19 protein-coding genes, 1 pseudogene and 1 riboswitch are annotated in these 24,858 nt (G+C 73.9%); of the genes and pseudogenes, 11 read left to right on the top strand and 9 right to left on the bottom strand.

The genetic code is table 11. From position 1 onward, the window contains the following. From ACZ34W_RS16580 to ACZ34W_RS16590, 3 genes and pseudogenes are all read right to left on the bottom strand, one after another. Nucleotides 1–1,539 (bottom strand): annotated as a pseudogene (locus ACZ34W_RS16580) (hypothetical protein); the annotation flags it as partial. Nucleotides 1,540–1,673: 134 nt separating this feature from the next. Continuing rightward, nucleotides 1,674–2,564, bottom strand: a complete 891-nt coding sequence (locus ACZ34W_RS16585) for a TetR/AcrR family transcriptional regulator (protein WP_329490744.1) — start codon at nucleotides 2,562–2,564, stop codon at nucleotides 1,674–1,676. A gap of 63 nt (nucleotides 2,565–2,627) precedes the next feature. Further along, nucleotides 2,628–3,140: an NUDIX hydrolase gene (locus ACZ34W_RS16590; protein WP_329490745.1), complete on the bottom strand. Its 513-nt coding sequence runs from the start codon at nucleotides 3,138–3,140 to the stop codon at nucleotides 2,628–2,630. 75 nt (nucleotides 3,141–3,215) lie between these two features. Here ACZ34W_RS16590 and ACZ34W_RS16595 point away from each other — a divergent pair, with 75 nt between their 5' ends. After that, nucleotides 3,216–4,439, top strand: a complete 1,224-nt coding sequence (locus ACZ34W_RS16595) for a serine hydrolase domain-containing protein (protein WP_465604632.1) — start codon at nucleotides 3,216–3,218, stop codon at nucleotides 4,437–4,439. A gap of 6 nt (nucleotides 4,440–4,445) precedes the next feature. Here ACZ34W_RS16595 and ACZ34W_RS16600 read toward each other — a convergent pair whose 3' ends face one another. Further along, nucleotides 4,446–4,769 (bottom strand): nuclear transport factor 2 family protein, encoded by a 324-nt coding sequence (locus tag ACZ34W_RS16600; protein ID WP_329490747.1) that lies wholly within the window; start codon nucleotides 4,767–4,769, stop codon nucleotides 4,446–4,448. 145 nt (nucleotides 4,770–4,914) lie between these two features. On the opposite strand from ACZ34W_RS16600, the gene ACZ34W_RS16605 reads away from it, so the two are divergent. Beyond that, the gene (locus tag ACZ34W_RS16605; RefSeq protein ID WP_465604636.1) at nucleotides 4,915–5,343 is read left to right on the top strand and encodes a DUF6325 family protein; all 429 of its coding nucleotides are present in this window, start codon (nucleotides 4,915–4,917) and stop codon (nucleotides 5,341–5,343) included. A 7-nt stretch (nucleotides 5,344–5,350) separates the two neighbouring features. Then, nucleotides 5,351–5,647 carry an SHOCT domain-containing protein gene (locus ACZ34W_RS16610; RefSeq protein WP_465604639.1) on the top strand — a complete coding sequence of 99 codons (297 nt, stop codon included), beginning with the start codon at nucleotides 5,351–5,353 and terminating at the stop codon, nucleotides 5,645–5,647. 156 nt (nucleotides 5,648–5,803) lie between these two features. On the opposite strand, the gene exaC is transcribed toward ACZ34W_RS16610, so the two are convergent. Both exaC and ACZ34W_RS16620 read right to left on the bottom strand, forming a co-directional pair. After that, the gene (exaC, locus tag ACZ34W_RS16615; RefSeq protein WP_329490750.1) at nucleotides 5,804–7,327 is read right to left on the bottom strand and encodes an acetaldehyde dehydrogenase ExaC; all 1,524 of its coding nucleotides are present in this window, start codon (nucleotides 7,325–7,327) and stop codon (nucleotides 5,804–5,806) included. 293 nt (nucleotides 7,328–7,620) lie between these two features. Next, nucleotides 7,621–8,568, bottom strand: coding sequence for a terpene synthase family protein (locus tag ACZ34W_RS16620; RefSeq protein ID WP_465604642.1), 948 nt, complete (start codon nucleotides 8,566–8,568; stop codon nucleotides 7,621–7,623). A 291-nt stretch (nucleotides 8,569–8,859) separates the two neighbouring features. On the opposite strand from ACZ34W_RS16620, the gene ACZ34W_RS16625 reads away from it, so the two are divergent. After that, nucleotides 8,860–11,850: an ATP-binding protein gene (locus tag ACZ34W_RS16625; RefSeq protein WP_329490752.1), complete on the top strand. Its 2,991-nt coding sequence runs from the start codon at nucleotides 8,860–8,862 to the stop codon at nucleotides 11,848–11,850. Nucleotides 11,851–12,153: 303 nt separating this feature from the next. Continuing rightward, nucleotides 12,154–13,236: an aldose epimerase family protein gene (locus ACZ34W_RS16630; RefSeq protein ID WP_329490753.1), complete on the top strand. Its 1,083-nt coding sequence runs from the start codon at nucleotides 12,154–12,156 to the stop codon at nucleotides 13,234–13,236. A 127-nt stretch (nucleotides 13,237–13,363) separates the two neighbouring features. Here the strand turns inward: ACZ34W_RS16630 and ACZ34W_RS16635 are convergent, their stop codons facing one another. Continuing rightward, nucleotides 13,364–13,870 carry a GNAT family N-acetyltransferase gene (locus ACZ34W_RS16635; RefSeq protein ID WP_465604647.1) on the bottom strand — a complete coding sequence of 169 codons (507 nt, stop codon included), beginning with the start codon at nucleotides 13,868–13,870 and terminating at the stop codon, nucleotides 13,364–13,366. 308 nt (nucleotides 13,871–14,178) lie between these two features. On the opposite strand from ACZ34W_RS16635, the gene ACZ34W_RS16640 reads away from it, so the two are divergent. From ACZ34W_RS16640 to ACZ34W_RS16660, 5 genes are all read left to right on the top strand, one after another. After that, a complete protein-coding gene (locus tag ACZ34W_RS16640) occupies nucleotides 14,179–15,456 on the top strand; it encodes an extracellular solute-binding protein (protein ID WP_465604650.1) in 1,278 nt (425 codons plus the stop codon). Between the two features lie 109 nt (nucleotides 15,457–15,565). Next, complete coding sequence (locus ACZ34W_RS16645) at nucleotides 15,566–16,567, top strand: carbohydrate ABC transporter permease (RefSeq protein WP_329490756.1); 1,002 nt, start codon at nucleotides 15,566–15,568, stop codon at nucleotides 16,565–16,567. Nucleotides 16,568–16,606: 39 nt separating this feature from the next. Continuing rightward, the gene (locus ACZ34W_RS16650; protein ID WP_329490757.1) at nucleotides 16,607–17,515 is read left to right on the top strand and encodes a sugar ABC transporter permease; all 909 of its coding nucleotides are present in this window, start codon (nucleotides 16,607–16,609) and stop codon (nucleotides 17,513–17,515) included. 41 nt (nucleotides 17,516–17,556) lie between these two features. After that, entirely contained in the window at nucleotides 17,557–19,269 is a 1,713-nt protein-coding gene (locus ACZ34W_RS16655) for a glycoside hydrolase family 13 protein (RefSeq protein ID WP_465604655.1), read from the top strand. Between the two features lie 25 nt (nucleotides 19,270–19,294). Then, entirely contained in the window at nucleotides 19,295–20,314 is a 1,020-nt protein-coding gene (locus ACZ34W_RS16660) for a LacI family DNA-binding transcriptional regulator (protein WP_329490759.1), read from the top strand. A 59-nt stretch (nucleotides 20,315–20,373) separates the two neighbouring features. On the opposite strand, the gene ACZ34W_RS16665 is transcribed toward ACZ34W_RS16660, so the two are convergent. Continuing rightward, nucleotides 20,374–20,574, bottom strand: coding sequence for a hypothetical protein (locus ACZ34W_RS16665; RefSeq protein WP_329490760.1), 201 nt, complete (start codon nucleotides 20,572–20,574; stop codon nucleotides 20,374–20,376). Between the two features lie 168 nt (nucleotides 20,575–20,742). Continuing rightward, complete coding sequence (locus ACZ34W_RS16670) at nucleotides 20,743–22,047, bottom strand: transglycosylase family protein (RefSeq protein ID WP_465604660.1); 1,305 nt, start codon at nucleotides 22,045–22,047, stop codon at nucleotides 20,743–20,745. After that, a riboswitch (cyclic di-AMP (ydaO/yuaA leader) is annotated at nucleotides 22,034–22,158 on the bottom strand. It overlaps the preceding gene by 14 nt. Nucleotides 22,159–22,584: 426 nt before the next feature. Between ACZ34W_RS16670 and ACZ34W_RS16675 the strand changes: the two genes are divergently transcribed. After that, a complete protein-coding gene (locus ACZ34W_RS16675; RefSeq protein WP_465604663.1) occupies nucleotides 22,585–24,723 on the top strand; it encodes a DNA polymerase III subunit gamma/tau domain-containing protein in 2,139 nt (712 codons plus the stop codon). Nucleotides 24,724–24,858: the final 135 nt, after the last annotated feature.

A 24,858-nucleotide genomic window follows, 5' to 3' on the forward strand; every position in this document is an offset into this window, starting at 1 on the left:
CACCGGCGTGCCCTTGGGGCGCCGCTCGGCCGCCTCCGGGCTGTCGTCCGGCACCAGGAGGGGCTCGACGGGCGTCGGGTCGGCCTCGGGGGCGAAGGGGTTGAAGTCGGCCGGGGGGACCCGGACCGGCGTGCCGCGCAGGTGGACCGGCAGCGGCGTGGCGTCGTCCGGAACGGGCGCGGCGGCCTGCTCCGGGACGGCTTCGGCGGCGAACCCGGCCGTCGCGGCGAGCGCTTCGGCCCCCGGAGCGGGCGTCGGGGCCGGCGTCGGGGCCGGAACCGGGTACGGCTCGGCGGGGACGCCGTGGGCGGGGGGAGCGGCGGGCGCCGGCGCGAAGGCGCGGACCGGCGGGGTCAGCTGGCCGGCCACGCCGTCCCAGCCGAACTGGACGCTCTTCAGCAGCTCGGCGAAGGCCTCCGTGTACAGCTCCCAGTCCTGCTGCTGCGCCGTCGTGAGCTGGACGCAGAGCACCGAGACACCGTCCGGCAGCGGCACGAACGCCTCCACCACCGAGGTGACCGCCCAGCGGCGCCGGCCGTCGTCGGCGAGCGGACCGGGGACGGGGACGCTGCGGCCCTCGACCAGGACGGCGGCCGGGCCGGCCGGCAGCAGCACCGTCCAGACCTCGGCGTGCCGGCGGACGGTGGCCAGTTCGGTGGCCAGCCCGGAGATCGGCAGCGGGTGGCGGGCGAGCGAGACCACCAGGGTGGCCTCGGTCGGCCGGCCGGCCACCTCCAGGGCGCAGAGCCCGGCGTAGACCGTGCCCGAGGCGGTGATGGTGTCGGCCAGGGACGCGGCGATCACCGCGAAGTCGCGGCGCGGCGCCGGACCGGTGCCGCTGAACAGCTCCTCGGCGACCTCGGCCAGGTGCGCGGTCAGCTCGGCGGCGGCCGCACCGGTGGCCGGGTCGACGCCCTTGGCGGTGGCCACCGCGTCGGCCCCGGCCGGGCCGGCGGGCACGGTACGGGCGGAGACGCCGACCGGGCCGCCCGGGGAGGTCAGCGGGTGGAAGCCGGGCGGGACGACCAGGCGGACCTCGGCGCCGGCGCCGGTGGCGAGCTCCACCGGCTGCCGGGTCTGCTGTCCTGCGGCGAGCGCCGCCAGCGCGGCGGCGAACGGCGGCCGCAGCTCGGGGGCGGCGACCTCGCCGGCCACCGGCAGCCCGAACAGCGCGGCCGTGGCGGTGCCCCGGTCGGCCACCGCGCCGCGTACCGGGCCGCCGCCGTACCGCGCGAGCAGCGCGTCGCCGGCCAGCTCGGCCAGCGGGGCGCCGGTGCCCGGGCGGGCCGTCCCGGCGGTGACCACGGTGCCGAGCCGGTCGACGGCGTCGTGCACCGGACCGTTGGGCGCCAGTGGGAGGTTGAACAGGGCCTCGGCCGCCGGGTGGGCTCCGGCGGTCAGCGCCGTCAGCGAAGCCGCCGGGTGGCGCGAGGTGTGCTTCTCGAAGAGGGCTTCGGTGAGCGCGCCGAGCGTCGCGGACACCTGCTCCGCCGGGGCGAAGGGATTGGCCTCCGTGGTGAACTGGCCGTCCTGGGTCAACTGATGAGCCCCCCGCTCTGCTGCGTGTGCGTTGGTGGTTCGGCGGATCCGGCGCGCTCGTGACCGGCGCGGCGTCAGATCCGTGCCCATTCCTATCAGAGGCCGCCGCTGTGGCAGAACCGGCGTCCGCCGGTTCAGTTCGCGGGCTCGACCGCCAGCGCGGCGACCGCGTCCGCGATGCCGGGAACGGCGAACAGGCCCGCGAGTTCGCGCACCAGCCGCCCGGCCGGGCCGGCGGGGCGCTCGGCGGCGAAGAAGCCGGCGAGTTCGGCGGCCAGCGCGGGCTCCCGGGCGGCGGTCAGCGTCAGGGCCGCGACGAACTCCTGGACCAGGTGCAGCTGGAGCTCCTCCAGCGGCACCGAGCGCTCGCCCAGCCACTCCAGCGAGGTGATCTCGGCGTTGGCGATCCAGGCGCGGACGGTCAGCCGCAGGCCCGGACTCGGCGAGGGGACCGCCAGGTGGCTCAGGATCTGGTCGTGCGCGGCCCGCCGGACTTCGTCGATCACCGCCGACGTCCCGGCGCTGGCCGCCACCGAGCCGCCGCGCAGCAGCGCGGCGAAGCCGGGACCGTGGCTCTGCACGAAGTCCAGGTAGCGGCCCATCACCCGGTACAGCCGCTCGGAGAGCGGGCCGTCGGCGGGCTCCTCGAAGCGGCCGGCCAGCTCGCGGCCGGCCCGGCGCAGCGACTCCTCGTACAGCGCCTGCTTGCCGGGGAAGTAGTGGTAGACCAGCGGGCGGGAGGCGCCGGCGGCGGCCGCGATGTCGTCGATCGACACCTCCTCGGGCGGGCGCCGGCTGAAGAGGTCCAGGGCGACGGCGATCAGCTGCTCGCGCCGCTCGTCCACGCTGAGCCGCCGGCGCGGGCGCTCGCCGCCCTTTCCGGCCGGTGCGCCGGCGGCGGTGCCGCCGGGTGCCGCGAGGTCCGGGGTCGCGCCGTCCGGGGCGCCGGTGCGGCCGGCGGCCCGGCCGCTGCTCCGGGCGGTGCGCGGGGACGTGGGCGCCGCCGACGGCGTACGGGAAGCCATGGGCGTCACCCTATCCGGCCCGGGCGGCCGCCGTGGATCTTGTCCGCTGGCCGGGAACCGGGCCTACCGCGCCGGGTGCCGCTCCCGGTAGCGGCGGTACGCCTCCAGGCCGTCCGGCACGAACGCGTCGGCCGCCAGCCGGGCGTCCAGCTCCTCCGGGGTCAGCCAGGCGTGCCAGGCGACCTCGGACTCCTGCGGCGCGACCGGGCCGTCCCAGCGCGCCTCGTACAGGTCGCACCACCAGGAGAGCCCCTCCTGCCGGAACAGGAACTTGAACAGCGGGCGCGGCTCGATCCCGCTGACGCCGAGCTCCTCCTCGGCCTCGCGGACGGCGGCGCTCGCGTACGTCTCGCCGGCGCCGACCACGCCGCCGACGAACATGTCGTGGAAGCCGGGCGCGAACAGCTTGGTGTCGGTCCGCCGGTGCACGAAGATCCGCCCGGTCCGGTCGCGGACCAGGATGAACACGCAGCGGTGGGTCAGCCCCCGCCGGTACACCTCCCCGCGCGGGGCGGTCCCGATCACCCGGTCGTGCTCGTCGACGACGTCCAGCAGTTCATCCGCAGGGTTGGTCATGACGGACAGGTTAGGGTTTCCGGGCCCGGTTCGAACGCGGGCACGACAGGATTCGGACGACTCCGGGGGCGCGCGGTGACGGAGATCTGGGGCGAGACGGCCGAGGGCTTCGAGCCCGTACGGGAGGCCTTCTCGCGCAACTTCCAGGAGTACGGCGAGCTCGGCGCGGCGTTCGCGCTGTACGTGCGCGGGCGCAAGGTGGTCGACCTGTGGGGCGGCGACGCCCGGCCCGAGGTCGGTGGCCGGCCCGCGCCGGCCGTGCCGTGGACGGCGGACACCGCGCAGGTGCTGCGCTCGGTCACCAAGGGCCTGACCGCGACCACGGCGCTGCTGCTCGCCGAGCGCGGGCAGCTCGACCTGGACGCGCCGGTGGTCTCGTACTGGCCGGAGTTCGGCGCGGCGGGCAAGGGCGGGGTGCCGGTGCGCTGGCTGCTCTCGCACCAGGCCGGGGTGCCGGCGCTGGACGTGCCGCTGCGGCTGGAGGACGTGCTCACCTGGGAGCGGGCGGTCGCGGCCGTGGCCGCGCAGGCGCCGGCCTGGGAGCCCGGCACCGCGCACGGCTACCACCCGTACACCTTCGGCTGGCTGGTCGGCGAGGTGGTCCGCCGGGTCAGCGGGCGCACGGTCGGCCAGTACTTCGCCGAGGAGATCGCCCGGCCGCTCGGCCTCGACCTGTGGATCGGGCTGCCGGCCGGCGCCGCGCCGCGGGTCGGCCGGCTGGTGGACCTCCCCGCCCCGGAGGCCGCCCGGACCGGCCCGAGCGGGCTGCGCCTGCGCCCCAAGCAGGTGGTCCGGGACGCCTACCAGGACCCGGCCTCGCTGACCGCCCGGGCGTTCGCCTCGGTGCGGCCCGGGGTGGACCTCAACGACCCGGCGGTGCAGGCCGCCGAGATCCCCGGGGCGGGCGGGATCGGCACCGCGCGGGCGCTGGCCCGGTTCTACGCGGCGCTCGTCGGCGCGGCCGACCGGGAGGGCGGGGCGCCGGGCACGGTGCCGGCACCGTTGCTGGGGCCGGAGGTACTGGCCCGCGCGGCCGGGCCGGTGGTCAGCGGGCCGGACCGGGTACTGATCGTCAACTCGACGTTCGGCCTCGGCTTCTTCCGGCACGGCCCGACCGCGCTGATGGCCTCGCCGGCGAGCTTCGGCCACCCGGGCCGGGGCGGCTCGCTCGGCTTCGCCGACCCGGAGCTCGGCCTCGGGTTCGGCTACGTCACCAACGGCATGCAGCCCGGGGTGACGGGAGACGTCCGCTCCCGCCAACTGATCCACGCGGTGCGCGGCTGCCTCGGGCTGTCCTGAGCGGCGTCAGGCCTGGCCGGTCTCGAAGCGGCTGATCCGGTTGCCGTCGACGACGAAGCGCCAGGCGGTGCGCATCTCGCCCCAGGTCTCGTTGCTGTAGTTGGCGATCAGCGCGCGGCCGCCGTCCGACTCGGACTGGACGTCCATGTGGCCGCGGCTGGTGAAGATCTCACGGTCGATCCAGTCCGCCAGGTCACGGTCGGCGCCGTCGTCGGACATCGTGGCGTCCTCGGTGAGCAGGGCCGTGAAGGCCGCGCGGTCGTTGGCGTTGATCGCGGCGACGGCGGCCCGGACGGTCGGGTCGGAGAGCTTGGCGATGGCGATGGTCACGGTTTCTCCCAGGGTGAAGGGGGACGGGACTCCTGTCTAAGGCGTCCGCCGGGCGTGTCCGGGCATGTCGGCGGCGCGTCGGTGATTTTCGGTATTCATGTGCTTTGATCCCGATATGGGTGATTTGCTCGCGGAAGGGAGTCCCATGGGTCCGGCCGAACTGCTCGTCCTGGCGTTCCCCCGGCAGACCATCACCGTCGAGGCGGCCACCGTGTTCGGCAAGCTGCGCACCGGGGGCGACATCCGGGTGGTCGACTCGCTGGTGGTCACCCGGCACGTGGACGGGGAGGCGACGTACGGCGAACTCGCCGACTACGAGGACCTGCGCGGCATCGTCCCGGACGGGCACGCCGACCTGCCGCTGATCGGGCCGGAGGACGCCCAGGAGGCGGCCGAACTGCTGGTGCCGGGCACGGTGGCGCTGCTGGTGCTGATCGAGCACGTCTGGGCGCGGGAGGCCGCCGAGGCCCTGAGCGCCGTCGGCGGGCGGATCGCCTCGGGCGTCCGGATCCCGCCCGAGCACATCGACGAGGCCGTCCGCGCCGCCGAGGCGCACCGCGCGGCCGGGAAGTGAGGACGCCGTGATCCGATCCCCGGGGCCGATCCGGCCGGTGCGGGTGCAGCGGCCGGTGGGCGCGCCGCTGGTGCGCGGACCGGTGCTGGGCGCCGCGGCCGGCCGGCCGCCGGGCGGGCCGGTGGCCGAGGGCGCCGTATCGGTGAACGAGCCGGTGAAGGAGCCGGCGGACGGAGCGGCGGGTGCTCCGGCGGTCGGGCCGCAGATCGCGGACATGCTTTTCGACCTGGGCCGGCTGACCCGGCAGGGCCTGCTCACCCCCGAGGAGTTCGCGACCGCGAAGGCGCGGCTGCTCGGCGGGTGAGCTCGGGAGAACCGCGGTGCGGCGCCTCGCAGGGGCGCCGCGGCGCGGACCACGGGGAGTGGTGGCGGAGTGGGAAGTCGGCCGGTCCGACTTCCCGCTCCGCCTTTCGCGTCCGTCGGGAGCGCCCGGTGCCCGGCCGGGCGTCCGGCGCCCGGCCTAGAAGAAGCCCAGGGCGTCCGGGGAGTAGCTGACCAGCAGGTTCTTGGTCTGCTGGTAGTGCTCCAGCACGGCCTTGTGGTTCTCCCGGCCGATGCCGGAGTTCTTGTAGCCGCCGAACGCCGCGTGCGCGGGGTAGAGGTGGTAGCAGTTGGTCCAGACCCGCCCGGCCTGGATCGCCCGCCCGGCTCGGTAGGCGGTGGCGCCGTCCCGGCTCCAGACGCCCGCGCCGAGGCCGTACGGGGTGTCGTTGGCCTGGGCGATGCCGTCGTCGAAGTCCTCGAAGCGGGTGACCGAGAGGACCGGTCCGAAGATCTCCTCCTGGAAGATCCGCATGCTGTTCACGCCCTCGAAGACGGTGGGCGTCACGTAGTAGCCGCCGGCCAGCGAGCCGCCGAGGTCGGCCCGCTCGCCACCGGTCAGCACCTTGGCCCCCTCGGCCTGGCCGATCTCGATGTAGGAGAGGATCTTCTTCAGCTGGTCGTCGCTGGCCTGCGCGCCGACCTGGGTCGCGGTGTCCAGCGGGTCGCCCTGGCGGATCGCCCGCACCCGCTCCAGGCCGTCGGAGAGCAGGCGGTCGTAGACGGCGGACTGGATCAGCGCCCGGCTCGGGCAGGTGCAGACCTCGCCCTGGTTGAGGGCGAACATCGCGAAGCCCTCCAGGGTCTTGTCGTAGAAGGCGTCCTGCTCGGCCGCGACGTCGGCGAAGAACAGGTTGGGGCTCTTGCCGCCGAGCTCCAGCGAGACCGGGATCAGATTGCCGCTGGCGTACTGGGAGATGAGCCGGCCGGTGGTGGTCTCGCCGGTGAAGGCTATCTTCCGGATCCGGGGGCTGGAGGCCAGCGGGCGGCCGGCCTCCAGGCCGAAGCCGTTGACCACGTTGAGCACGCCGGGCGGCAGCAGGTCCGCGGTGAGCTCGACCAGCAGCAGGATCGAGGCCGGGGTCTGCTCGGCGGGCTTGAGCACCACCGCGTTGCCGGCCGCTAGCGCCGGGGCGAGCTTCCAGACCGCCATCAGGATCGGGAAGTTCCACGGGATGATCTGGCCGACCACGCCCAGCGGCTCGTGGAAGTGGTACGCCACGGTGTCCTCGTCCAGCTGGGAGAGGCCGCCCTCCTGGGCGCGCAGCGCGCCCGCGAAGTAGCGCAGGTGGTCGACGGCCAGCGGCAGGTCGGCGGCCAGCGTCTCGCGCACCGGCTTGCCGTTGTCCCAGGTCTCCGCGACCGCCAGCTCCTCCAGGTGGTCGGCGATCCGGTCGGCCATCCGCAGCAGCACCTGGGCGCGATCGGCGGGCGGGGTGCGGCCCCAGGCCGGGGCGGCGGCGTGGGCGGCGTCGAGCGCGGCCTCGATGTCCTCGGCGGTGCCGCGGGCGACCTCGGTGAAGACCTCACCGGTGACCGGGCTGGGGTTCTCGAAGTACTCGCCGCGGACCGGCGGCGTCCAGCGGCCGCCGATCCAGTGCTCGTAGCGGGGCCGGTAGGCGACGATGCTTCCGGGCTGGCCCGGGGGCAGGTAGACCGTCATGTGCTGGGTGTCTCCTCGCGCTGTCGGGGCACCGCCGCGGCACGCGGGCCGGGCGGTGCGCCGGGCCGCACCGGCGGCCCGGCGGAGGGGTGCGGCCGTGCACGCGGGCGGGGCGCCGCCGGGGCGCCCGCCGCTGGGCGTGTCGGACACGCCCTGGCACCCTAGCCGCGGACGGCGCCCCGCGGCTACCGTCCGTACGGGAGCGGTCCACGGAGGGTGCGCGTTCCGGCCGATTCCCGCCACGGCCGGGGCCGGGCGTTCGGGACCGCCCGGCCGGCGCGGGGCGGTCCGGTTCAGGCAGACTGGTACCGGCCGGTGCGCGACTCCCAGCTGAGGTAGCCGGCCAGCCAGGTGACCAGGCCGTCGGCGTACCGCCCGGCGATCGCCCGCTCCACCCGGGCCAGGCCCAGCTCCCGGAAGACGTCGGGGAGTTGGGCGTGCAGCTGGCGGCAGCGCTCGACCATCAGCTGGGCCTCGGCCATCACCACGGCGCAGGCCTCCTCGGCCGAGCAGCGGCGCTCCCGCTGCACGATCATCACCAGGTTGTTGACGTCGCCGCGCGGGGCCTCCAGGGGGAAGGACCGGACGTCGTTGCTGAGCGAGGGGATGTCGGCGGCGAGCTGGCGCAGTTGACGCAGGACCGGGTGGTGGAGCACGGCGGCGGGCACCTCGAAGTTGCCGAGCCGCTCCACCATGTCGAAGATCGTCTCCATCGCGGCGGTGCCTCGCCTGAGCACCAGGTACCCGTCGCGGTCCGGCGGGCGCGCGGAGATCCGTCCGGCGGCCTCGGCCGGGTGACTGGCCAGGTACCACTCCCAGTTGTAGGCCGCGCGGGCCTGCCAGCGGGCGGGCATGCCGCTCACGCTGCGGTCCCAGAGGTCCGCGAACGCCGTCTCGACGGGGGAGGAGGCGTTGGGGCGGGCGCCGTGCAGGACGGCGATCAGCCGCTCGCAGATCGGGGCGACCTCGGTGGGGCGCCGGCCCAGCGGGCCGTCGAACTGGTCGTCGAAGAGGAAGTAGAAGCCCATCAGGTCGGCGGCCAGGGCGAGTTCGTCCGGCCCCGAGTCCGGGTAGCCGAGGGCGGCGAGGTCGACCACGTCCCAGTGGGCGTAGGAGGGGTGCGCCGGATCCGGGAGCAGCGGATGCCGGGTCAGCCAGGCGCGGTGCAGCTCGGCGGCGTTCGGGCCGTGCGGGCTGCGGCGGTGCGGGAACGGAATCTGAAGTGAGGTGTCGTCAGACATCGGACTCCCGGTGCGGCGGAGGGTGGGGGCGCTGGCGGTACTCGTGCTGATTGTGGGGGAGTTGGTGCGGCGGGTTTCCATCAGGGGGTCCCACAAGGAAGATCAACTCGGTGGGAATGCCGTAGAGTATCGGATGCAATGATCGGACGTTAGGGATATAGGGCAATTGCCCTTGGCAAGCCGTCCGAACCCTCAATCTCGGCCCCAGCCTGCGCGAATGCTGCGCAACGCGCCCTCAGCGGCGCTAATCTCGGCTCCACGGGCAGGGAACGGTGAGGCGGAGGCACGACGGTGACCGAGCAGCGACACGAACTTCGGGCGGAGGCGGCCGGCGCGGAGAAGCAGGACGCGGACGCCCTGTCACCCCGGGTCAGGCTGCGCGACCGCGACGCCGAACTCCGGTCGGCCGAAGCCGCGGTGGAGAAGCTCTGCCGGGAGTTCGCGGCCGGCGGCACCGAGATCGGCGAGCTGCTCACGTTCTCCGGCCGCCCCGGCATCGGCAAGACCAGCCTGCTCCACGAGGTCCGCCGGATCGCCAAGCTCCGCGAGGGCGCCACGGTGCTCTTCGCCCGCGGCGGCGAGCGCCAGTTCAACGAGCCGTACCACGTCCTGCGCCAGCTGCTCCAGCCCGTCCTCGGCGACCTCGCCCCCGACGAGTTCCGGCAGGTGATGGGCACCTGGGAAGAGGTCGTCGGACCGGCCATGGGCCTCAAGCAGCCGAAGAGCGGGGCCCGCCGACTCGATCCGCAGGGCGTGCGCGACGGCCTCGACTACGTCCTCACCCAGCTCGCCCCGCGGCGCGCCCCGCTGGTGATGATCGTCGACGACCTGCACTGGGCCGACCTCGAATCGCTCGGCTGGCTCACCCAGTTCGCCGTCCGGGCCCGCGAGTTGCCCGTCCTGCTGGTCTTCGCCTACCGGGAGGACGCCGCCGACTGGCAGCCCGAGGCCCAGGACCAGCGGTGCGCCGTCACCGGGCTCGCCACCCGCCGGCACGAGCTCAGCAGGCTCTCGCTGGTCTCCGTCACCGACATGATCCGCGCCGAGTTCGGGGCGAAGGCCGAGGACTCCTTCTGCTACGAGTTCTGGAACGTCGTCAACGGCAATCCCTACGAGGCCGTCGCCCTGCTCGACCAGGTCCGCGACCAGGCGCTCGAACCGGTCGAGGAGAACTCCCAGCAACTGCGCGAACTCGCCGTCGACGCCACCGGGATGACCCTCAAGCGCTGGCTGGACCGGCTCGGCGCGACCACCCTGCGGTTCGCCTGGGCCGCCGCGATGCTCGGCACCGACATCCGGCCCGAGCTCGCGGCCCGGATCTCCACCCAGAGCGCCGAGGGCTCCCGCGAATCCATCAAGCAGCTGCGCCGCCAGCGCGTCCTCACCCAGACGCCCAACGGGAACCTGGAGTTCGTCCACCCGCTGATCGGCAGCTCGATCTACAACACCATGCCGGAGTCCACCCGCACCGGGATGCACGGCGTGGCCGCCGCCGAGATCGAGAACGCCGGACTCGGCCTGCTCGCGGCCTCCCGCCACCTGGTGGAGACCTTCCCCGGCGAGGGCGACGACCGCACCGTCCGCAAGCTGCGCCGGGCCGCGCAGGAGCACCTGATGATCGGCGCGCCCGAGGCCGCCCAGCGCTGCCTGCACCGCGCGCTCGCCGAGCCGCCGGACGACGAGGACCGCGCCGAGGTGCTCTACGAGCTCGGCTGCTCCGCCCTGCTGACCGACCCCGGCGCGACCGTCAACCAGCTGCGGCTCGCGCTCGACCCCGAGGAGGGCCCGCTGCGCCCCGCGCTGCGGGTGGACGCCACCTTCCGGCTCTCGGAGGTCCTCGCGCACAGCGGCCAGCTCGGCGAGGCCGCGCGGGTCTGCCAGGAGGAGGCCGAGCAGACGGTCGGCGACCCGGCCGGTCGGCTCCGGCTGGAGGCCGCCTCGTTCATGTGGCACGCCTACCGCAAGTCCGAGGAGGACGGGCCGGGCCGCTCGGAGCGGCTGGGCGCGCTCTGTCGCAGCCTCACCGGCCGCGAGGCCGCCGACCGGGCGGTCCTCGCGTTGCGTGCCTGGGACCTCACCCTGCGCGGCGAGCCCTCCGCCGAGGTGCTGCGCCACGCGGACCAGGTGCTCGACCAGGGCCGGCTGCCCAAGGGCCTCGGCTGGACCGACAACACCTGGGGCTTCGAACTGCCCGCCACGCTCGGTCTCTCGTACACCTACAGCGACCGCATCGCGCAGGCCGAGCGGCTCTTCGGGGACGCCATCGTCCAGTTCGAGGTGGCCGGCTGGAGCGGCGCGCACCGCGGCTTCGCGTACTTCCTGATGGGCCTGGCCCGGTTCCGCCGGGGCCTGCTCGCCGAGGCCGAGGACTTCCTGCGCCGCGCGCTGCGGCTCTCCGAGCGGATCGGCCCCAAGCTGCCGCTCGCCTGGGACGCGGTCGGCGTCCTGGTGGACACCCTGATCGCCCGCGGCCGGATCAACGAGGCCTGGGAGCTCGCCAGCGGCTTCGGGTTCAGCCCGCCGTACCACGAGACCGCGATGGTGCTTCCGGACGCGGCCTCGCTCTACGGCAAGCTGCTGCTCGCCAAGGGCCGCAATGCCGGGGCCGCCGCCGCGCTCACCCAGGCCGGTGCCCAACTGGACGCCCGGGGCTGGCACAACACCGTCTGGGCGCCCTGGGCCGGCCACCTCGCCATCGCGCTCGCGCAGGACGAACCCGACAGCGCCCGCGCCTACGCGGAGCGGTCCGTCCGCGACGCCCGCCGCTTCGGCACCGCCTCGGCGATCGGGACCGCGCTGCGGCTGCACGCCCAGATCGAGGACGGTCAGCAGGCGGTGGAGCTGCTGGAGCAGGCCGTTCGCCACCTCGGCCAGTCGCCCGCCGGGTACGAGCACGCCGTCGCCCTGGTGGAGCTCGGTGCCGCGCTGCGCCGGGTCGGCCGGCTGGAGGACGCCCAGGAGTACCTGTACCAGGGCATCGAACTGGCCCAGCACTGCGCCGCCGACGGCCTGGTCGAGCAGGCCCGCCGCGAGCTGGCCAACTACGGCCTGCGGCCCAACCGGCTGGCGGACGTCCGGGAGATCCTCAGCCAGCCCGAGTGGGACGTCGCCCGGCTCGCCGTCCGCGGATTGCCGGCCCAGCGGATCGCCGAGGAGCTCGGCGTCCACCTGAGCCTGGTCAACCGGCGGCTGGCGGCCGTCTACCGCAAGGCGGGCAGCGGGCCGGACGGCCTGGCCTCGGCCCTCGGCATGCCGCCCGAGCAGCCCGGCAGTGCGGACTAGCCCGGCGGCACGGACCCAGCACGGCACCAGGGATCAGCACGACGAACCAGCCCGGCGGTACGGGCCGACGCGGCGCCTGGGGGAGCGGCGGGTCGGACCGGTACCCCGGGGCGGTGCGCGCGGCGCGGCGGAGCGGCGCCGCGCGAGGGACCGGCGGACGGCAGTGGGACAACGGCGCGCGGGGGCGACATGAGCGCCCTCGCCACCGGCCCGCTGACTAGGCTGGCCCACGGGGCTGCGGGCCCCGGACGGACCCGGTACCAGGGGCCGCGGCACGCCGCGGCCGTCAGTGAGGAGCAGGACATGTCGACGCCCCCGGCGAACGGCTCGCAGCCGACCAGCGTGCGGCACGAACCCCTCGAACCCGCGGGCGCAGGCGCCGCGATCGAGCGCTGGACCCTACGGGCCGGCCCGTACGAGGCGAGCGTGCTGACCCTCGGCGCCACCCTGCACACCCTGAGCGGCCCCGACCGGGCCGGCCGGACCGGGCAACTGCTGCTCTCCTCCGACCGGTTGGCCGAGATCCTCGGCCCGGCCCGGCACTACGGCACCGTCGTCGGCCGCTACGCCAACCGCATCGACGGCAGCAAGGTCACCATCGACGGGGAGGAGCACCCGCTCGCCCCGACCGGCGGCGGCATGACCCTGCACGGCGGCCCGGACGGCTTCGCCCACCGGATGTGGGAGGCCGAGGAACTGCCCACCGGTGTCCGGCTGCGCCTGCACAGCCCCGACGGCGACCAGGGGTTCCCCGGCGCGCTCGACGTCACCGTCGACTACACACTGACCTCCGCCGGCGAGCTGACGATCGCCTACCGCGCCGTCACCGGCCGGCCGACCGTGATCAACCTGACCAACCACGCGTACTTCAACCTCGCCGGCGAGGGCAACGGGGACATCCTCGGCCACCTGCTCACCCTCGACGCCGACGCCTACACCCCGGCCGACGAGCGCCAGATCCCCTACGGCCGCACCGAGCCGGTGGCCGGGACGCCGTTCGACTTCACCGTCGCCCGGCCGATCGGCAAGTCGGTGCACGACGAGCACCCGCAGCTGACCGGTCCCGGCGGCTACGACCACAACTGGGTGCTGCGCCCGCGTCCGGCCGACGGCACCCCCGCCCGGGCGGCGCTGCTGGAGGAGCCGGTCGGCGGCCGCACGCTGGAGGTACTGACCACCGAGCCGGGGCTGCAGGTCTACACGGCCAACAAGTTCCAGGGCGCGGTGACCGGCGCGAGCGGCGTCCCGTACGGGCCGTTCGCCGGGATCGCGCTGGAGACCCAGCACTTCCCGGACTCCCCGCACCACCCGGACTTCCCCAGCACCGAGCTGCGGCCGGGGGAGGAGTTCCGCTCGACGACCGTGCTGCGCCTCGGCGTGAGCTGAGCCGGCCCGGTGGCGGCGCGGGGCCCGTGGCGGCCCCTGGCCCCCTAGCCCCGCCTCTCGCCCCCGGTGAGGCTCCTCGCCCCCCGGAGCCCGGCCGGCCGCGCCATGAGCCGGCCGGGCCGGGCCGTCAGCGTGCCGGGAGCTCCCGGCGCATGCAGAGCCGGGGCCAGCGGTCCAGGCCGTGCTCGGCCTCCCGGCGGCGGATCTCCCGCAGGCCGGGGGTGATCTCGCCGTCGGCGAGCGGCCGGAAGCCGCAGCGCGCGTAGTAGGGCGCGTTCCACGGCACGTCGGCGAAGGTGGTGAGGGTCAGCGCGGGCGCGTCGGTGCCCGCCGCGAGGTGCTCGATCAGCGCCCGCCCGATCCCCCGCCGCGCGTGGCCGGGGTGGACCGAGACCTGTTCGACGTGCAGGGCGCCGTCCACCGGCTCGGCCAGCAGGTACGCGACGGGTGTTCCCCAGGCGCCGGGCGCGACCAGCGCGACGCCCTCGTCCAGGTAGCGGGCGAGTTCCTCCGGGGTGGGCGGCTCGTCCTCGGCGATCTCCGGCATCCCGACGGCGGCGAACGGCGCCCCGGCGGCCCGTTCCAGTGCGCACAGCAGCGGCAGGTCTTCTCGCGTGGCGGCTCGGATCAGCATCCGTCCAGTCTGCTGCAAGGGCCTTGCCGCAACCCAGCGTATTTTCCGACGGTCGGGTAACAGGGCGAACCGGACATAAGGATTCAGGGTCTTCGCCTGTCAACTACCGTGCGGCAACGTCCAGGACACGTGGGCGTAACGATCGGCGATTCTTGCAGAAACTTGCTGCAAGGGCTTTCGGTGACGATTGCGCCGCTGTTAACTTCCTTCCCGAGCCCGACCGCGGTAACGGTGCGGTCGGGGCGAGGCAGCCATTATGCGCCTGTCTCACACATCTCGGGCACCCCCACCCCTCCCAAGGAGTTCTCATGCGGCGTGGCATCGCGGCCTCTGCCCTCGTTGTGGCCCTCGCGGTCTCGATGGCTGCCTGTGGCAGCAGCGGCTCCAGCTCGGACGGCAAGGCCGACGGGCCGGTCACCCTCACGTACTGGGACACGTCCAACGCGACCAACGAGGCGCCGAACTACCAGGAACTCGCCAAGAAGTTCGAGGCTGCCAACCCGAACGTCAAGGTCGACTTCGTCAACGTGCCGTTCGACCAGGCGCAGAACAAGCTCCAGACCGCCATGGGGGCCAAGGGCGCGCCGGACGTCTTCCGCGCCGAGGTCGGCTGGACCGCCGCCTTCGCGAAGGCCGGCTACCTGGAGCCCCTCGACGGCACCCCGGCCGCCGTCGACTCCGCCGCCTTCCAGCCCACCCTGGTCCAGCAGGCCAAGTACGGGGGCAAGATCTACGGCATCCCGCTGGTCACCGACACCCTGGGCCTGCTCTACAACAAGGAGCTCTTCACCAAGGCCGGCATCACCGCCGCGCCGAAGACCTGGGACGAGCTGAAGACCGCCGCCGCCACCGTCAAGGAGAAGGCCGGCGTGGACGGCTTCTGGCTGAAGGCCGCCGACGGCTACTACGCGATGCCGTTCCTGTTCGGCGAGGGCACCGACACCGTCGACGCCGCCGGCAAGAAGATCACCGTCACCTCGCCCGAGGCCGTCAAGGGCATCGAGACCTACAAGTCGATGTTCACCTCGCCGGGCACCGCCAAGGCCGACGTCACCACCGACGCCTACGCGCACATGATGGACGCCTTCAACAGCGGCAAGGTCGCGGCGATCATCCAGGGCCCCTGGGAGATCACCAACATCTACAAGGGCTCCGCGTTCGCCGACAAGACCAACCTCGGCATCGCCCCCGTCCCGGCCGGCTCCGGCGGCAAGTCCGGCGCCCCCACCGGCGGCCACAACATCTCGGTCTACGCGGGCGCCGACAAGGCCCACAAGGCCGCGGCGGAGAAGTTCGCCGCCTTCATGACCTCGGCCGAGAGCCAGGCCTTCATCGCGCAGAAGAACTCCACCCTGCCGACCCGCGCCGACGCCTTCACCCCCGAGGTCAAGGCCGACCCCGGCATCGCCGGCTTCCAGGCCGTGCTGGACAGCGCCCGGCCGCGCCCCGAACTGCCGGAGTACAGCTCGCTGTTCGCCTCGCTCGGCACCAACCTCGGCAAGGTGGTCCAGGGCACGTCCACCCAGGACGGCCTGAACACCGTGGCCACCGACTACGCCAAGCTCCTCCCGGGCTTCGCCAAGTAGTCACCCGGCCGTCCGGCCCGCCGCCACCTCCCGGCGGGCCGGACGGCCAGACCCTTAGCAGCAGTCGCCGAAGCGAGGCGGCGGACCTCCTCCGAGAAGGTGTCGAACAATGTCAGTCGCCGTGCAGGGCGCCACCGGCCAGGGCAGCCGGGAGCGCGATCCGCGTCCGGGCCTGATGGAGCGCCTCAAGCGCTCGTACGCCAAGCACTGGTACGCCTACGCGATGATCGCGCCGGTCGTGCTGGTGCTGGGCGTGCTGGTGATCTACCCGCTGGTCCAGGGCGTGTGGCTCACCCTCACCGACGCCAACAGCCTCAACTCGGCCCGCACCATCGGCGCCAACGAGATCCCGGCGACCTACCAGTTCGTCGGCTTCGACAACTACGCCGACATCCTCTGGGGCCCCGGCTCGTACGACCGCTTCTGGTCGCACTTCGTCTGGACCATCGCCTGGACCGCGATCTGCGTCGCCCTGCACTACACCCTCGGCCTCGCCCTCGCGCTGCTGCTCAACCAGAAGCTGCGCGGGCGCACCGCCTACCGGCTGCTGCTGATCCTGCCCTGGGCCGTGCCGACCTTCGTCACCGTCTTCTCCTGGCGGCTGATGCTGGCCGACGGCGGCGCCCTGAACAGCGTCCTCGGCTTCCTGCACCTGCCCGAACCCAGCTGGCTCTCCGACCCGTTCGCGCAGAAGGCCGCCGCGATCCTGGTCAACACCTGGGTCGGCGTGCCGTTCATGATGATCTCGCTGCTCGGCGGCCTGCAGTCGATCCCCGCCGAGCTGTACGAGGCCGCGGAGATGGACGGCGCCTCCGCCTGGCAGCGCTTCCGGTACGTCACCCTGCCCGGGCTGCGCACCGTCTCCTCCACGGTCGTCCTGCTCGGCGTGATCTGGACGTTCAACCAGTTCGCGGTGATCTTCCTGCTGTTCGGCACCGGCGCGCCGGACGCCCAGTTGCTGGTCACCTGGGCGTACTACCTCGGGTTCGGCCAGCAGCCGCGGGACTACGCGCAGTCCGCCGCCTACGGCGTCATCCTGCTCTCCATCCTGATCGTCTTCACCACCTTCTACCGGCGCTGGTTGGCCCGCAACGAGCAGGCCAACGGCTGACGCCCCGTACCCCAGCGACCCACGAAGGCAGGTAGCACGATGAGTACCACCACCGAACGACCCCGCGTCGCCGCCACCGCGGCGAGCGCCCCCGCCACCGCCGGGAAGGTACGGCCCCGCGGCCGGAAGTCCCCGCTCGCCACCGCGCTCTCGCACGGCGCGCTGATCACGGCCAGCCTGATCGCGCTCTTCCCGGTGCTGTGGATCCTGTACGTCTCGCTCGGCCCGGGCAAGACGGACTACCTCCACCCCGGCGACATCCTCGACAAGATGACGCTGTCGAACTACACGACGGTGCTGAACGACACCGACTTCTTCACCTGGTTCGGCAACTCGCTGATCGTCGCCGGCGTCACCACCGTGATCGGCGTGATGTTCGCCGCCACCACCGGCTACGCCGTCTCCCGGATGCGCTTCCCCGGGCACCGGCCGCTGATGTGGTCGCTGCTGGTGACGCAGATGTTCCCGATCGCCGTGCTGATCGTGCCGATGTACACGATCATGTCGACGCTCGGCCTGCTGGACACCCACCTCGGCCTGGTCCTGGTGTACTCCACCACCACCGTCCCGTACTGCGCCTGGCTGCTCAAGGGCTACTTCGACACCATCCCGGTGGAGATCGACGAGGCCGGCCGGGTCGACGGGCTGAGCCCGATCGGCACCTTCTGGCGGCTGATCCTGCCGCTCGCCCGCCCGGGCCTCGCGGTGGCCGCGTTCTACTCGTTCCTCACGTACTGGGCCGAGGTGCCCTTCGCGTCGACCTTCATGCTCAGCTCCGACAACTACACGCTCTCGGTGGGCCTGCAGACCTTCGTGAGCGAGCACGACTCGCAGTGGAACCTGATGGCCGCGACCGCGGTGATGATCGCGATCCCGTCCGCGCTCTTCTTCTACCTGGTGCAGCGTCACCTGGTGACCGGCCTGACCGCCGGCGCCTCGAAGTCCTGACCTGCCACCCGCTCACCACTAGTCCCCAAGGGATACCGTCCATGACCCAGAACCTGGCCGACACCTCCCGGCCCGCCGCCGACGCCACCGCCCACGAGGCAAGCACCGGCGCGTCCAGAGGCTGGTGGCGGGATGCGGTCATCTACCAGGTGTACCCGCGCAGTTTCGCCGACTCCAACGGCGACGGCATGGGCGACCTGCCCGGCATCCGCAGCCGTCTGCCCTACCTGCGCGACCTCGGCGTGGACGCCGTCTGGCTCTCGCCGTTCTACGCCTCCCCGCAGGCCGACGCCGGCTACGACGTGGCCGACTACCGCGCGGTGGACCCGATGTTCGGCACCCTGCTGGACGCCGACGCGCTGATCCGCGACGCGCACGGGCTGGGCCTGCGGATCATCGTGGACCTCGTCCCCAACCACTCCTCCGACCGGCACGAGTGGTTCCAGCGCGCCCTGCGCGAGGGCCCGTCCTCCCCGCTGCGCGAGCGCTACCACTTCCGCCCCGGCAAGGGCGAGAACGGCGAGCTGCCGCCCAACGACTGGGAGTCCATCTTCGGCGGCCCGGCCTGGACCCGCACCGAGAACCCCGACGGCACCCCCGGTGACTGGTACCTGCACCTGTTCGCGCCCGAGCAGCCCGACTTCAACTGGGAGAACGGGGCCGTCGCCGACGAGTTCCGCTCGATCCTGCGGTTCTGGCTGGACATGGGCGTCGACGGCTTCCGGATCGACGTCGCCCACGGCCTGGTCAAGGCCCCCGGCCTGCCCGACATCGGCGGCGGCGACCAGCTGAGGCTGCTCGGCAACGACGTCATGCCGTTCTTCGACCAGGACGGCGTGCACGAGATCTACCGCAGCTGGCGGAAGATCCTCGACGAGTACCCGGGGCAGCGGATCGGCGTCGCCGAGGCGTGGACCCCGACCGTCGAGCGCACCGCCAACTACGTGCGCCCCGACGAGCTGCACCAGGCCTTCAACTTCCAGTACCTGGGCACCTCCTGGGACGCCGCCGAGCTGCGCTCGGTGATCGACCTGTCGCTCGACTCGATGCGCCCGGTCGACGCCCCCGCCACCTGGGTGCTCTCGAACCACGACGTCACCCGGCACAGCACCCGGTTCGCCAACCCGCCGGGCCTGGGCACCCAGATCCGCACCCCCGGCGACCGCGCGCTCGGCCTGCGCCGGGCCCGCGCCGCCACCCTGCTGATGCTCGCGCTGCCCGGCTCGGCGTACGTCTACCAGGGCGAGGAGCTCGGCCTGCCGGACGTCACCGACCTGCCCGACGAGGTCCGCCAGGACCCGTCCTTCTTCCGCAAGGCCGGCCAGGACGGCTACCGCGACGGCTGCCGGGTGCCGATCCCGTGGTCCGGCACCGAGGCCCCGTACGGCTTCGGCCCGACCCCGGGCGGCCCCAGCTGGCTGCCGCAGCCGGCCGAGTGGGCCGGACTCAGCGTCGAGGCGCAGACCGGTGACCCGACGTCGACCCTGGAGCTCTACCGCAGCGCGCTGGCCATCCGCCGGGAGCAGTCCGGGCTGGGCGCCGGCACCGGGGTCGAGTGGCTGGCGAGCCCCGAGGGCACCCTGGTCCTCCGCCGCGGCTCCTTCGTCTGCACGGTGAACACCACCGCCGAGCCGGTGCGGATACCCGCGCCGGGCCGGCTGCTGCTGTCCTCCGCGGACGCCGCGCCGGAGGCCGCCGACGCCGGCGGCGAAGCGGTCCTCGGACCGGACAGCACCGACTGGTGGGCGGTCTGACGTGGTTGCAATAGGCTCTGGGACCGTGACTACGGCGCGACTATCAGACATCGCGGCGCAGGCGGGGGTCAGCGAAGCCACCGTCTCCCGCGTACTCAACGGCAAGGCGAACGTTTCCGCCGCCACCCGGCAGACCGTGCTGGCGGCGCTGGACGTGCTCGGCTACGAGCGGCCGACCAGGCTGCGCCAGCGCAGTGCGGGACTGATCGGGCTGATCACCCCGGAACTGAGCAACCCGATCTTCCCCGCGCTGGCCCAGGTGATCGAGCAGGTGCTGAGCCGGCACGGGTACACCCCGGTGCTCTGCACCCAGACGCCCGGCGGCTCCACCGAGGACGAACTGGTGGAGATGCTGGTCGACCGGGGCGTGGCGGGCATCGTGTTCGTCTCCGGCCTGCACGCGGACACCACCGCCGACCACGACCGGTACGCCCGGCTGACCGGCCGGCAGGTGCCGTTCGTCCTGATCAACGGCTTCAGCGAGAAGATCGACGCGCCGTTCATCTCGCCGGACGACCGGGCCGCGATGTGGATGGCCGTCCAGCACCTGGCCGAGCTCGGCCACGAGCGGATCGGCCTCGCGGTCGGGCAGAAGCGGTACGTCCCCGTGCTGCGGAAGATCGAGGGCTTCACGGCGGCCCTGCGGGAGGTCCTCGGCCGGACCGAGGAACAGGCCCGGGAGCTCGTCCACCACACGCTGTTCAGCGTGGAGGGCGGGCACGCGGCAGCCGGCGCACTGCTCGACAAGGGCTGTACGGCGATCGTCTGCGGCAGCGACATGATGGCGCTCGGGGCGATCCGCGCGGTGCGCCAGCGGGGGCTGTCCGTGCCGCAGGACGTCTCGGTGGTCGGGTTCGACGACTCGCCGCTGATAGCTTTCACCGAGCCGCCGCTGACCACCATCCGCCAGCCGGTCGAGGCGATGGCCACCGCCGCCGTCGACGCCCTGCTGGAGGAGGTCGGCGCGAACGCCGCCCAGCGCGGTGAGTTCATGTTCCAGCCGGAGCTGGTGATGCGCGGTTCCACGGGCGCCTGCGCCCGCTGAGACGACGACCGGGGCCCCGGAGGACGATCCAGTCCTCCGGGGCCCCGTCCTGTCCGCCCTCAGCCCTCCTGCGCGGTCGGGCGCTGCTGTCCGGTCCGCTGCCCGTCGGCGGCCTCGCCGGTCCGGCTCTCGGTGCGCCGCCCCCGGGCGAGGTAGTCGCGCAGGATCAGCTCCACGGCGTCCTGCGGGTTCCTGGTGCCGGAGAGCATCATCGCGTCGATGGCGAGATTGGCGTCGAGCGTGACGGTGACCTGGGCCATGTGACTCCTCCTCGGGTGCAGAGCAGCAGCATGCCCGCCGGGCCCGGGTTTGGCCATGCCCGGGCCCGGGCCCGGGCCGTCCCGCGCGCGGGCGTGCCGGAGCCCCCGGGGAGGAGCGACCAGACTCTCCCCGGGGGCTGCGGCGGGTGGCGCGGACCGCGCGCGGGATCAGACCCGGCCGGCGAAGTCCGGGGCCCAGTTGGCGATGGTCTGGGTCCGCACGCCCACGCTCGGGTTGGCGGCCTCGACGTACTTGCCGTCGCCGATGTAGAGCGCGACGTGGTAGACGCCCGAGTCCTGGCCGTTGTTGGACCAGAACAGCAGGTCGCCGGCCTTGAGGGCGTCCAGCGAGACGTGGGTGCTGGCGGCGGCCTGGTCGGCGGCGACCCGCGGGACGGAGACGCCCGCGGCGCGCAGCGCGGCCTGGGTCAGGCCGGAGCAGTCCCAACCGCCGTTGCCGGTACCGCCGTAGACGTAGGCCTGGCCGACCTTCGACTGGGCGAAGGAGACCGCGGCGGCCATGCTGCCGGTGGCGGCCTGGGCCGGCGCCTCGGCCGACGCCTGGGCGGCGGGCTTGGCGGCCGGAGCCTGGGTCTGCGCGGCCGGCTTGGTGGCGGTCGCGGTGGAGCCGTCGGCCTTGCCGGTGGCGCCCGAGGAGCGGTTGAACCAGTCGAAGCCCTGGCCGGACTCGTCCGAGGCCCGGGTCTTCGCGCGGTCGCCCAGGCTCAGGTGCTGGCCCGGGTAGATGCGGTGCGGGCCGTCGCCGAGGGTGCCGCGGTTGAGCTCGTAGAGCCGCTCCCAGCCGCCCTGGACGTTGTTCTTGTCGGCGATCGAGGAGAGCCAGTCGCCCGCGACCACGGTGTAGTCGGAGGAGGCCTGCGCGTCCTGACGGTACTGCTGCCAGTTCCGGCCCTGCGACTGCTGGGCGGAGTCGGCGGCGGCCGGGGTCTCGGCGGCCTTCGGGGCGGCCTTGGGCGCGGCCGGCTTGGCGGCGGGGGCGGGGGTCTGCGCCGGGGCCGGGGTGGCCTTCGGGGCGGCCGGCTTGGCGGCGGTCGCGGTGTCGACGGCGGCCGGGGTGCCGCCCTTGGTCAGACCGGCCTGGACGGAGCAGACGGGCCAGGCGCCGGGGCCCTGGACGGCGAGCACCTTCTCGGCGACCGCGATCTGCTGGTCCTTGGTGGCGAGGTCGGCACGCGCGGCATAGCTGGTGCCGCCGAACGCCGCCCAGGTGGAGTTGGTGAACTGGAGGCCGCCGTAGAAACCGTTGCCGGTGTTGATGCTCCAGTTGCCGGTGCTCTCGCACTGGGCGACCTTGTCCCAGGTGGCGACCGAGGCGGCCGAGGCGGAGCCGGCGGTGAGGCAGGGGATGGTGAGGCCGATACCGACGACGCCGAGGGTGGCGATCGCTCGGCGCGTGCGGCCGGACAGGCGGGTGCCGTTGGTGGGCAGCATGGTGACGCGGTCCTCTCCCACGCCTGCGAGGTGAGCTGTCGGATTCGGGCTGGAGTTGCCCGGCCGCGCTGTGGACGCGGCTTCACCCCTAGCCCCGAACCGGTACGAACCGGTCCCGGGCGACTTACCTGTGGTTCCCCCGCTCCTGCCGTGGTGCGTTCTGCGCTGCCAGCGCACCCGACGGCAGGACTCGGCGTTGCGGGTGGGCTGGGTCCGTGTGGCCACGAACGGGGAGCACGTTAAGCAGACTTAAGTTCAAACCGCAAACATGTGTGACGGTCATCACAGTTTATGAAGAGCGTGCTAAATGGCTGTCCACCATGATCAGAAATGACCGATTTCGCGCAACGCCCGTCGGAGTCACGGCAACTGCCTATGCTTCAGGGCAGCAGGACCGACGCGGCCGTCTGGGGGGAGGGCTTCGCAGCGATGGCCATGGACGAGGGTCCGGAGGCCGGTGCGCCGGCCGAGCGGCCGCGTGGAACGCACCGCCGGGCAAAACACCGCAGAGCGGACATCCCGCCCGCCGAGCCCCGAACTCCCCTGCCCCGGCGGACGATGCTGCGCTGGCTCGCCGTCGGCACGGTCTTCGCGGCGGTCGGCGGCGAGGAGGCACTGCGGCGCTCCCTGGACGGCCGCTCCGCGCCCGTCGCCGCCGCGGAGGGCCCCGCCACGGGGCCGGGAGCGGCCGACCCGGCCGCGGAGCACCGGCACGGCGCCGCGTCGCCGTCCGGGACGCCCGGGGGCGCCCCCGACGGCGCCCCCGCCGAGGGGACGGCCGCGCCCGGGCAGCCCACCGCCGGAGCCGCCCCCGCACCCACCCCCGACCAGGGCGGCCGCCCCTGGTCGGACCCGGCCGGCTGGGGCGGCCGGGTACCCGGACCGCAGAGCGCCGTCCGGATCACCGACCGGGTGCTGCTCGACACCGACGCCGCGATCGGCTCGCTGCTGGTCGAGCCGGGCGGTGCGCTCACCTTCGCCGCCGACCGCAGCCTCACCCTCGCCGCCGCGGGCAACGTCGAGATCCGCGGCGCCCTCGCGCTCGCCCCCGAGGGCGCCGCCGTGCACACCGTGCGCTTCCCCGCCGTCGACGAGCGGCGCTTCCGGGGGGACGGCATGAAGGTGGTCGACACCGACGTCGGCCTCTGGGTCACCGGCGCCGGGTACCTGCGGCTGGACGGCGCGGCCAAGACCGCCTGGGGGCGCGCCGACCGGGCACTCGCGGTGGGCGACACCACCGTCAGCCTGGCCGCGCCGCCCACCGGTTGGCTGCCCGGCGACGAACTGGCCGTCACCCCGACCGGCCCGCCGGGCGAGGACGGCTTCTCCACCCGCTACGACCTCGCCGTCGTCCGGTCCGTCAGCGGATCCACCGTCACCCTGGAGGCGCCGCTGACGTACGCGCACCCCCGGGTGGCCGCCGGAGGGGGTGTCACGCTCGGGGCCGAGGTGCTCAACCTGACCCGCAGCGTGCGGATCGAGGGCACCGCCGAGGGTCGCGCCCACGTCCACCTCACCACCTCCCGCCGGGCCGACCTGCGGCACGCGACGCTGCGCTGGGTCGGCCCGCGCACCGACACCGCGGAGTCCTGGAAGGGCCCGGACGGCAGCGCCCCGGTGACCGCCCCGGTGCTCGGCCGGTACGGGCTGCACTTCCACATGCTGGGCGACACCACCCGGGGCACCGTGGTCGAGGGCCTGGTGGTCCGCGACGCGGGGAGCCACGCCTTCGTCCCGCACGCCAGCCACGGCATCACCTTCCGCAGCTGCATCAGCCACGACACCTGGGAGGACGCCTACTGGTGGGACGGCCCGCCGGACACCCGCACCCCGCAGCAGCCCTCCGACGACATCGTCTACGAGTCCTGCGTCGCCTCCCGCACGCGGCTGGAGCCCAACCCGCGGGCCTACCGGCTGACCGGCTTCAACCTCGGCGCCGGCACCGGCGGCAAGGCGCTGGACTGCGTGGCCGTCGGCGTCCAGGGGGCCGACGGCGCCTCCGGCTTCGAGTGGCCGGAGAACAGCGAGGGGGTCTGGACCTTCCAGCGCTGCCTGGCCCACAACAACCTGCGGGACGGCATCTTCGTCTGGCTGAACGCCCAGCAGCACCACGTGGTCACCGAGTTCGCGGCCTACCACAACGGCGGGTGGGGCATCGAGCACGGCGCCTACCTCAACGACTTCGACTACACCGCGAGCGTGCTGTACGGCAACGGCGGCGGGGGAGTGGCGCTGCACTCGCTCGGCCGGGACAAGGGGACCCTCTTCGACGGCCTGCTGATCGACGCCGCCGGGCAGAGCGACTACGGCGTCTCCACCGCGCGCCACGAACTCGCCGGGGAGACGGTCACCTTCAGCCGCAGCCGGTTCGCCGGCCACCGCCGGGCCGGGATCGCCTTCCGGGCCACCCCGGACGGCAAGCCGGACGACATCCTCGTCCTGGACTGCGAGTTCGACGGCAACGAGCTCTGGATGGACCCGGAGTCCGCGCCGCCGAAGAACATCCTGCTGCGCCGGGCGGGGCAGACCGAGGTGCTCCAGGTGTGCAAGGCGGACGGTGGCGGCGGGCGGTCGCCGTGGAACGCCACCGGCGTGCCGGTGGCCGCCTTCGCCGCGCAGTCCCGGCCGGTGCAGCTGCCGGCGCTGCGGCTCAAGGACGCGGCGGCGGCCACCGGCCGGGTGGGCGGGCGGACCTGAGGCGGGCCTGAGGCCGGCCGGGGCCAGCACCGACGCGCCGCGGACCGGTACGGCGCGGGCCCGCACGGAGAGGGCCGGTGCGGCGGGGACACGTACGGCGGGGGGTACGGCGAGGGCCCGGAGCGGGTGCGCTCC

It is taken from the genome of Kitasatospora sp. NPDC022856 (assembly GCF_055561235.1).

Excerpts from the sequence above, each read along its gene's own strand:
- ACZ34W_RS16590 (WP_329490745.1), bottom strand. The coding sequence starts at position 3,140 with ATGACCAACCCTGCGGATGAACTGCTGGACGTCGTCGACGAGCACGAC.
- ACZ34W_RS16640 (WP_465604650.1), top strand. The coding sequence starts at position 14,179 with ATGCGGCGTGGCATCGCGGCCTCTGCCCTCGTTGTGGCCCTCGCGGTC.
- exaC (WP_329490750.1), bottom strand. The coding sequence starts at position 7,327 with ATGACGGTCTACCTGCCCCCGGGCCAGCCCGGAAGCATCGTCGCCTAC.
- ACZ34W_RS16645 (WP_329490756.1), top strand. The coding sequence starts at position 15,566 with ATGTCAGTCGCCGTGCAGGGCGCCACCGGCCAGGGCAGCCGGGAGCGC.
- ACZ34W_RS16585 (WP_329490744.1), bottom strand. The coding sequence starts at position 2,564 with ATGGCTTCCCGTACGCCGTCGGCGGCGCCCACGTCCCCGCGCACCGCC.
- ACZ34W_RS16655 (WP_465604655.1), top strand. The coding sequence starts at position 17,557 with ATGACCCAGAACCTGGCCGACACCTCCCGGCCCGCCGCCGACGCCACC.
- ACZ34W_RS16620 (WP_465604642.1), bottom strand. The coding sequence starts at position 8,568 with ATGTCTGACGACACCTCACTTCAGATTCCGTTCCCGCACCGCCGCAGC.
- ACZ34W_RS16630 (WP_329490753.1), top strand. The coding sequence starts at position 12,154 with ATGTCGACGCCCCCGGCGAACGGCTCGCAGCCGACCAGCGTGCGGCAC.
- ACZ34W_RS16665 (WP_329490760.1), bottom strand. The coding sequence starts at position 20,574 with ATGGCCCAGGTCACCGTCACGCTCGACGCCAATCTCGCCATCGACGCG.
- ACZ34W_RS16605 (WP_465604636.1), top strand. The coding sequence starts at position 4,915 with ATGGGTCCGGCCGAACTGCTCGTCCTGGCGTTCCCCCGGCAGACCATC.
- ACZ34W_RS16675 (WP_465604663.1), top strand. The coding sequence starts at position 22,585 with ATGCTGCGCTGGCTCGCCGTCGGCACGGTCTTCGCGGCGGTCGGCGGC.
- ACZ34W_RS16635 (WP_465604647.1), bottom strand. The coding sequence starts at position 13,870 with ATGCTGATCCGAGCCGCCACGCGAGAAGACCTGCCGCTGCTGTGCGCA.
- ACZ34W_RS16650 (WP_329490757.1), top strand. The coding sequence starts at position 16,607 with ATGAGTACCACCACCGAACGACCCCGCGTCGCCGCCACCGCGGCGAGC.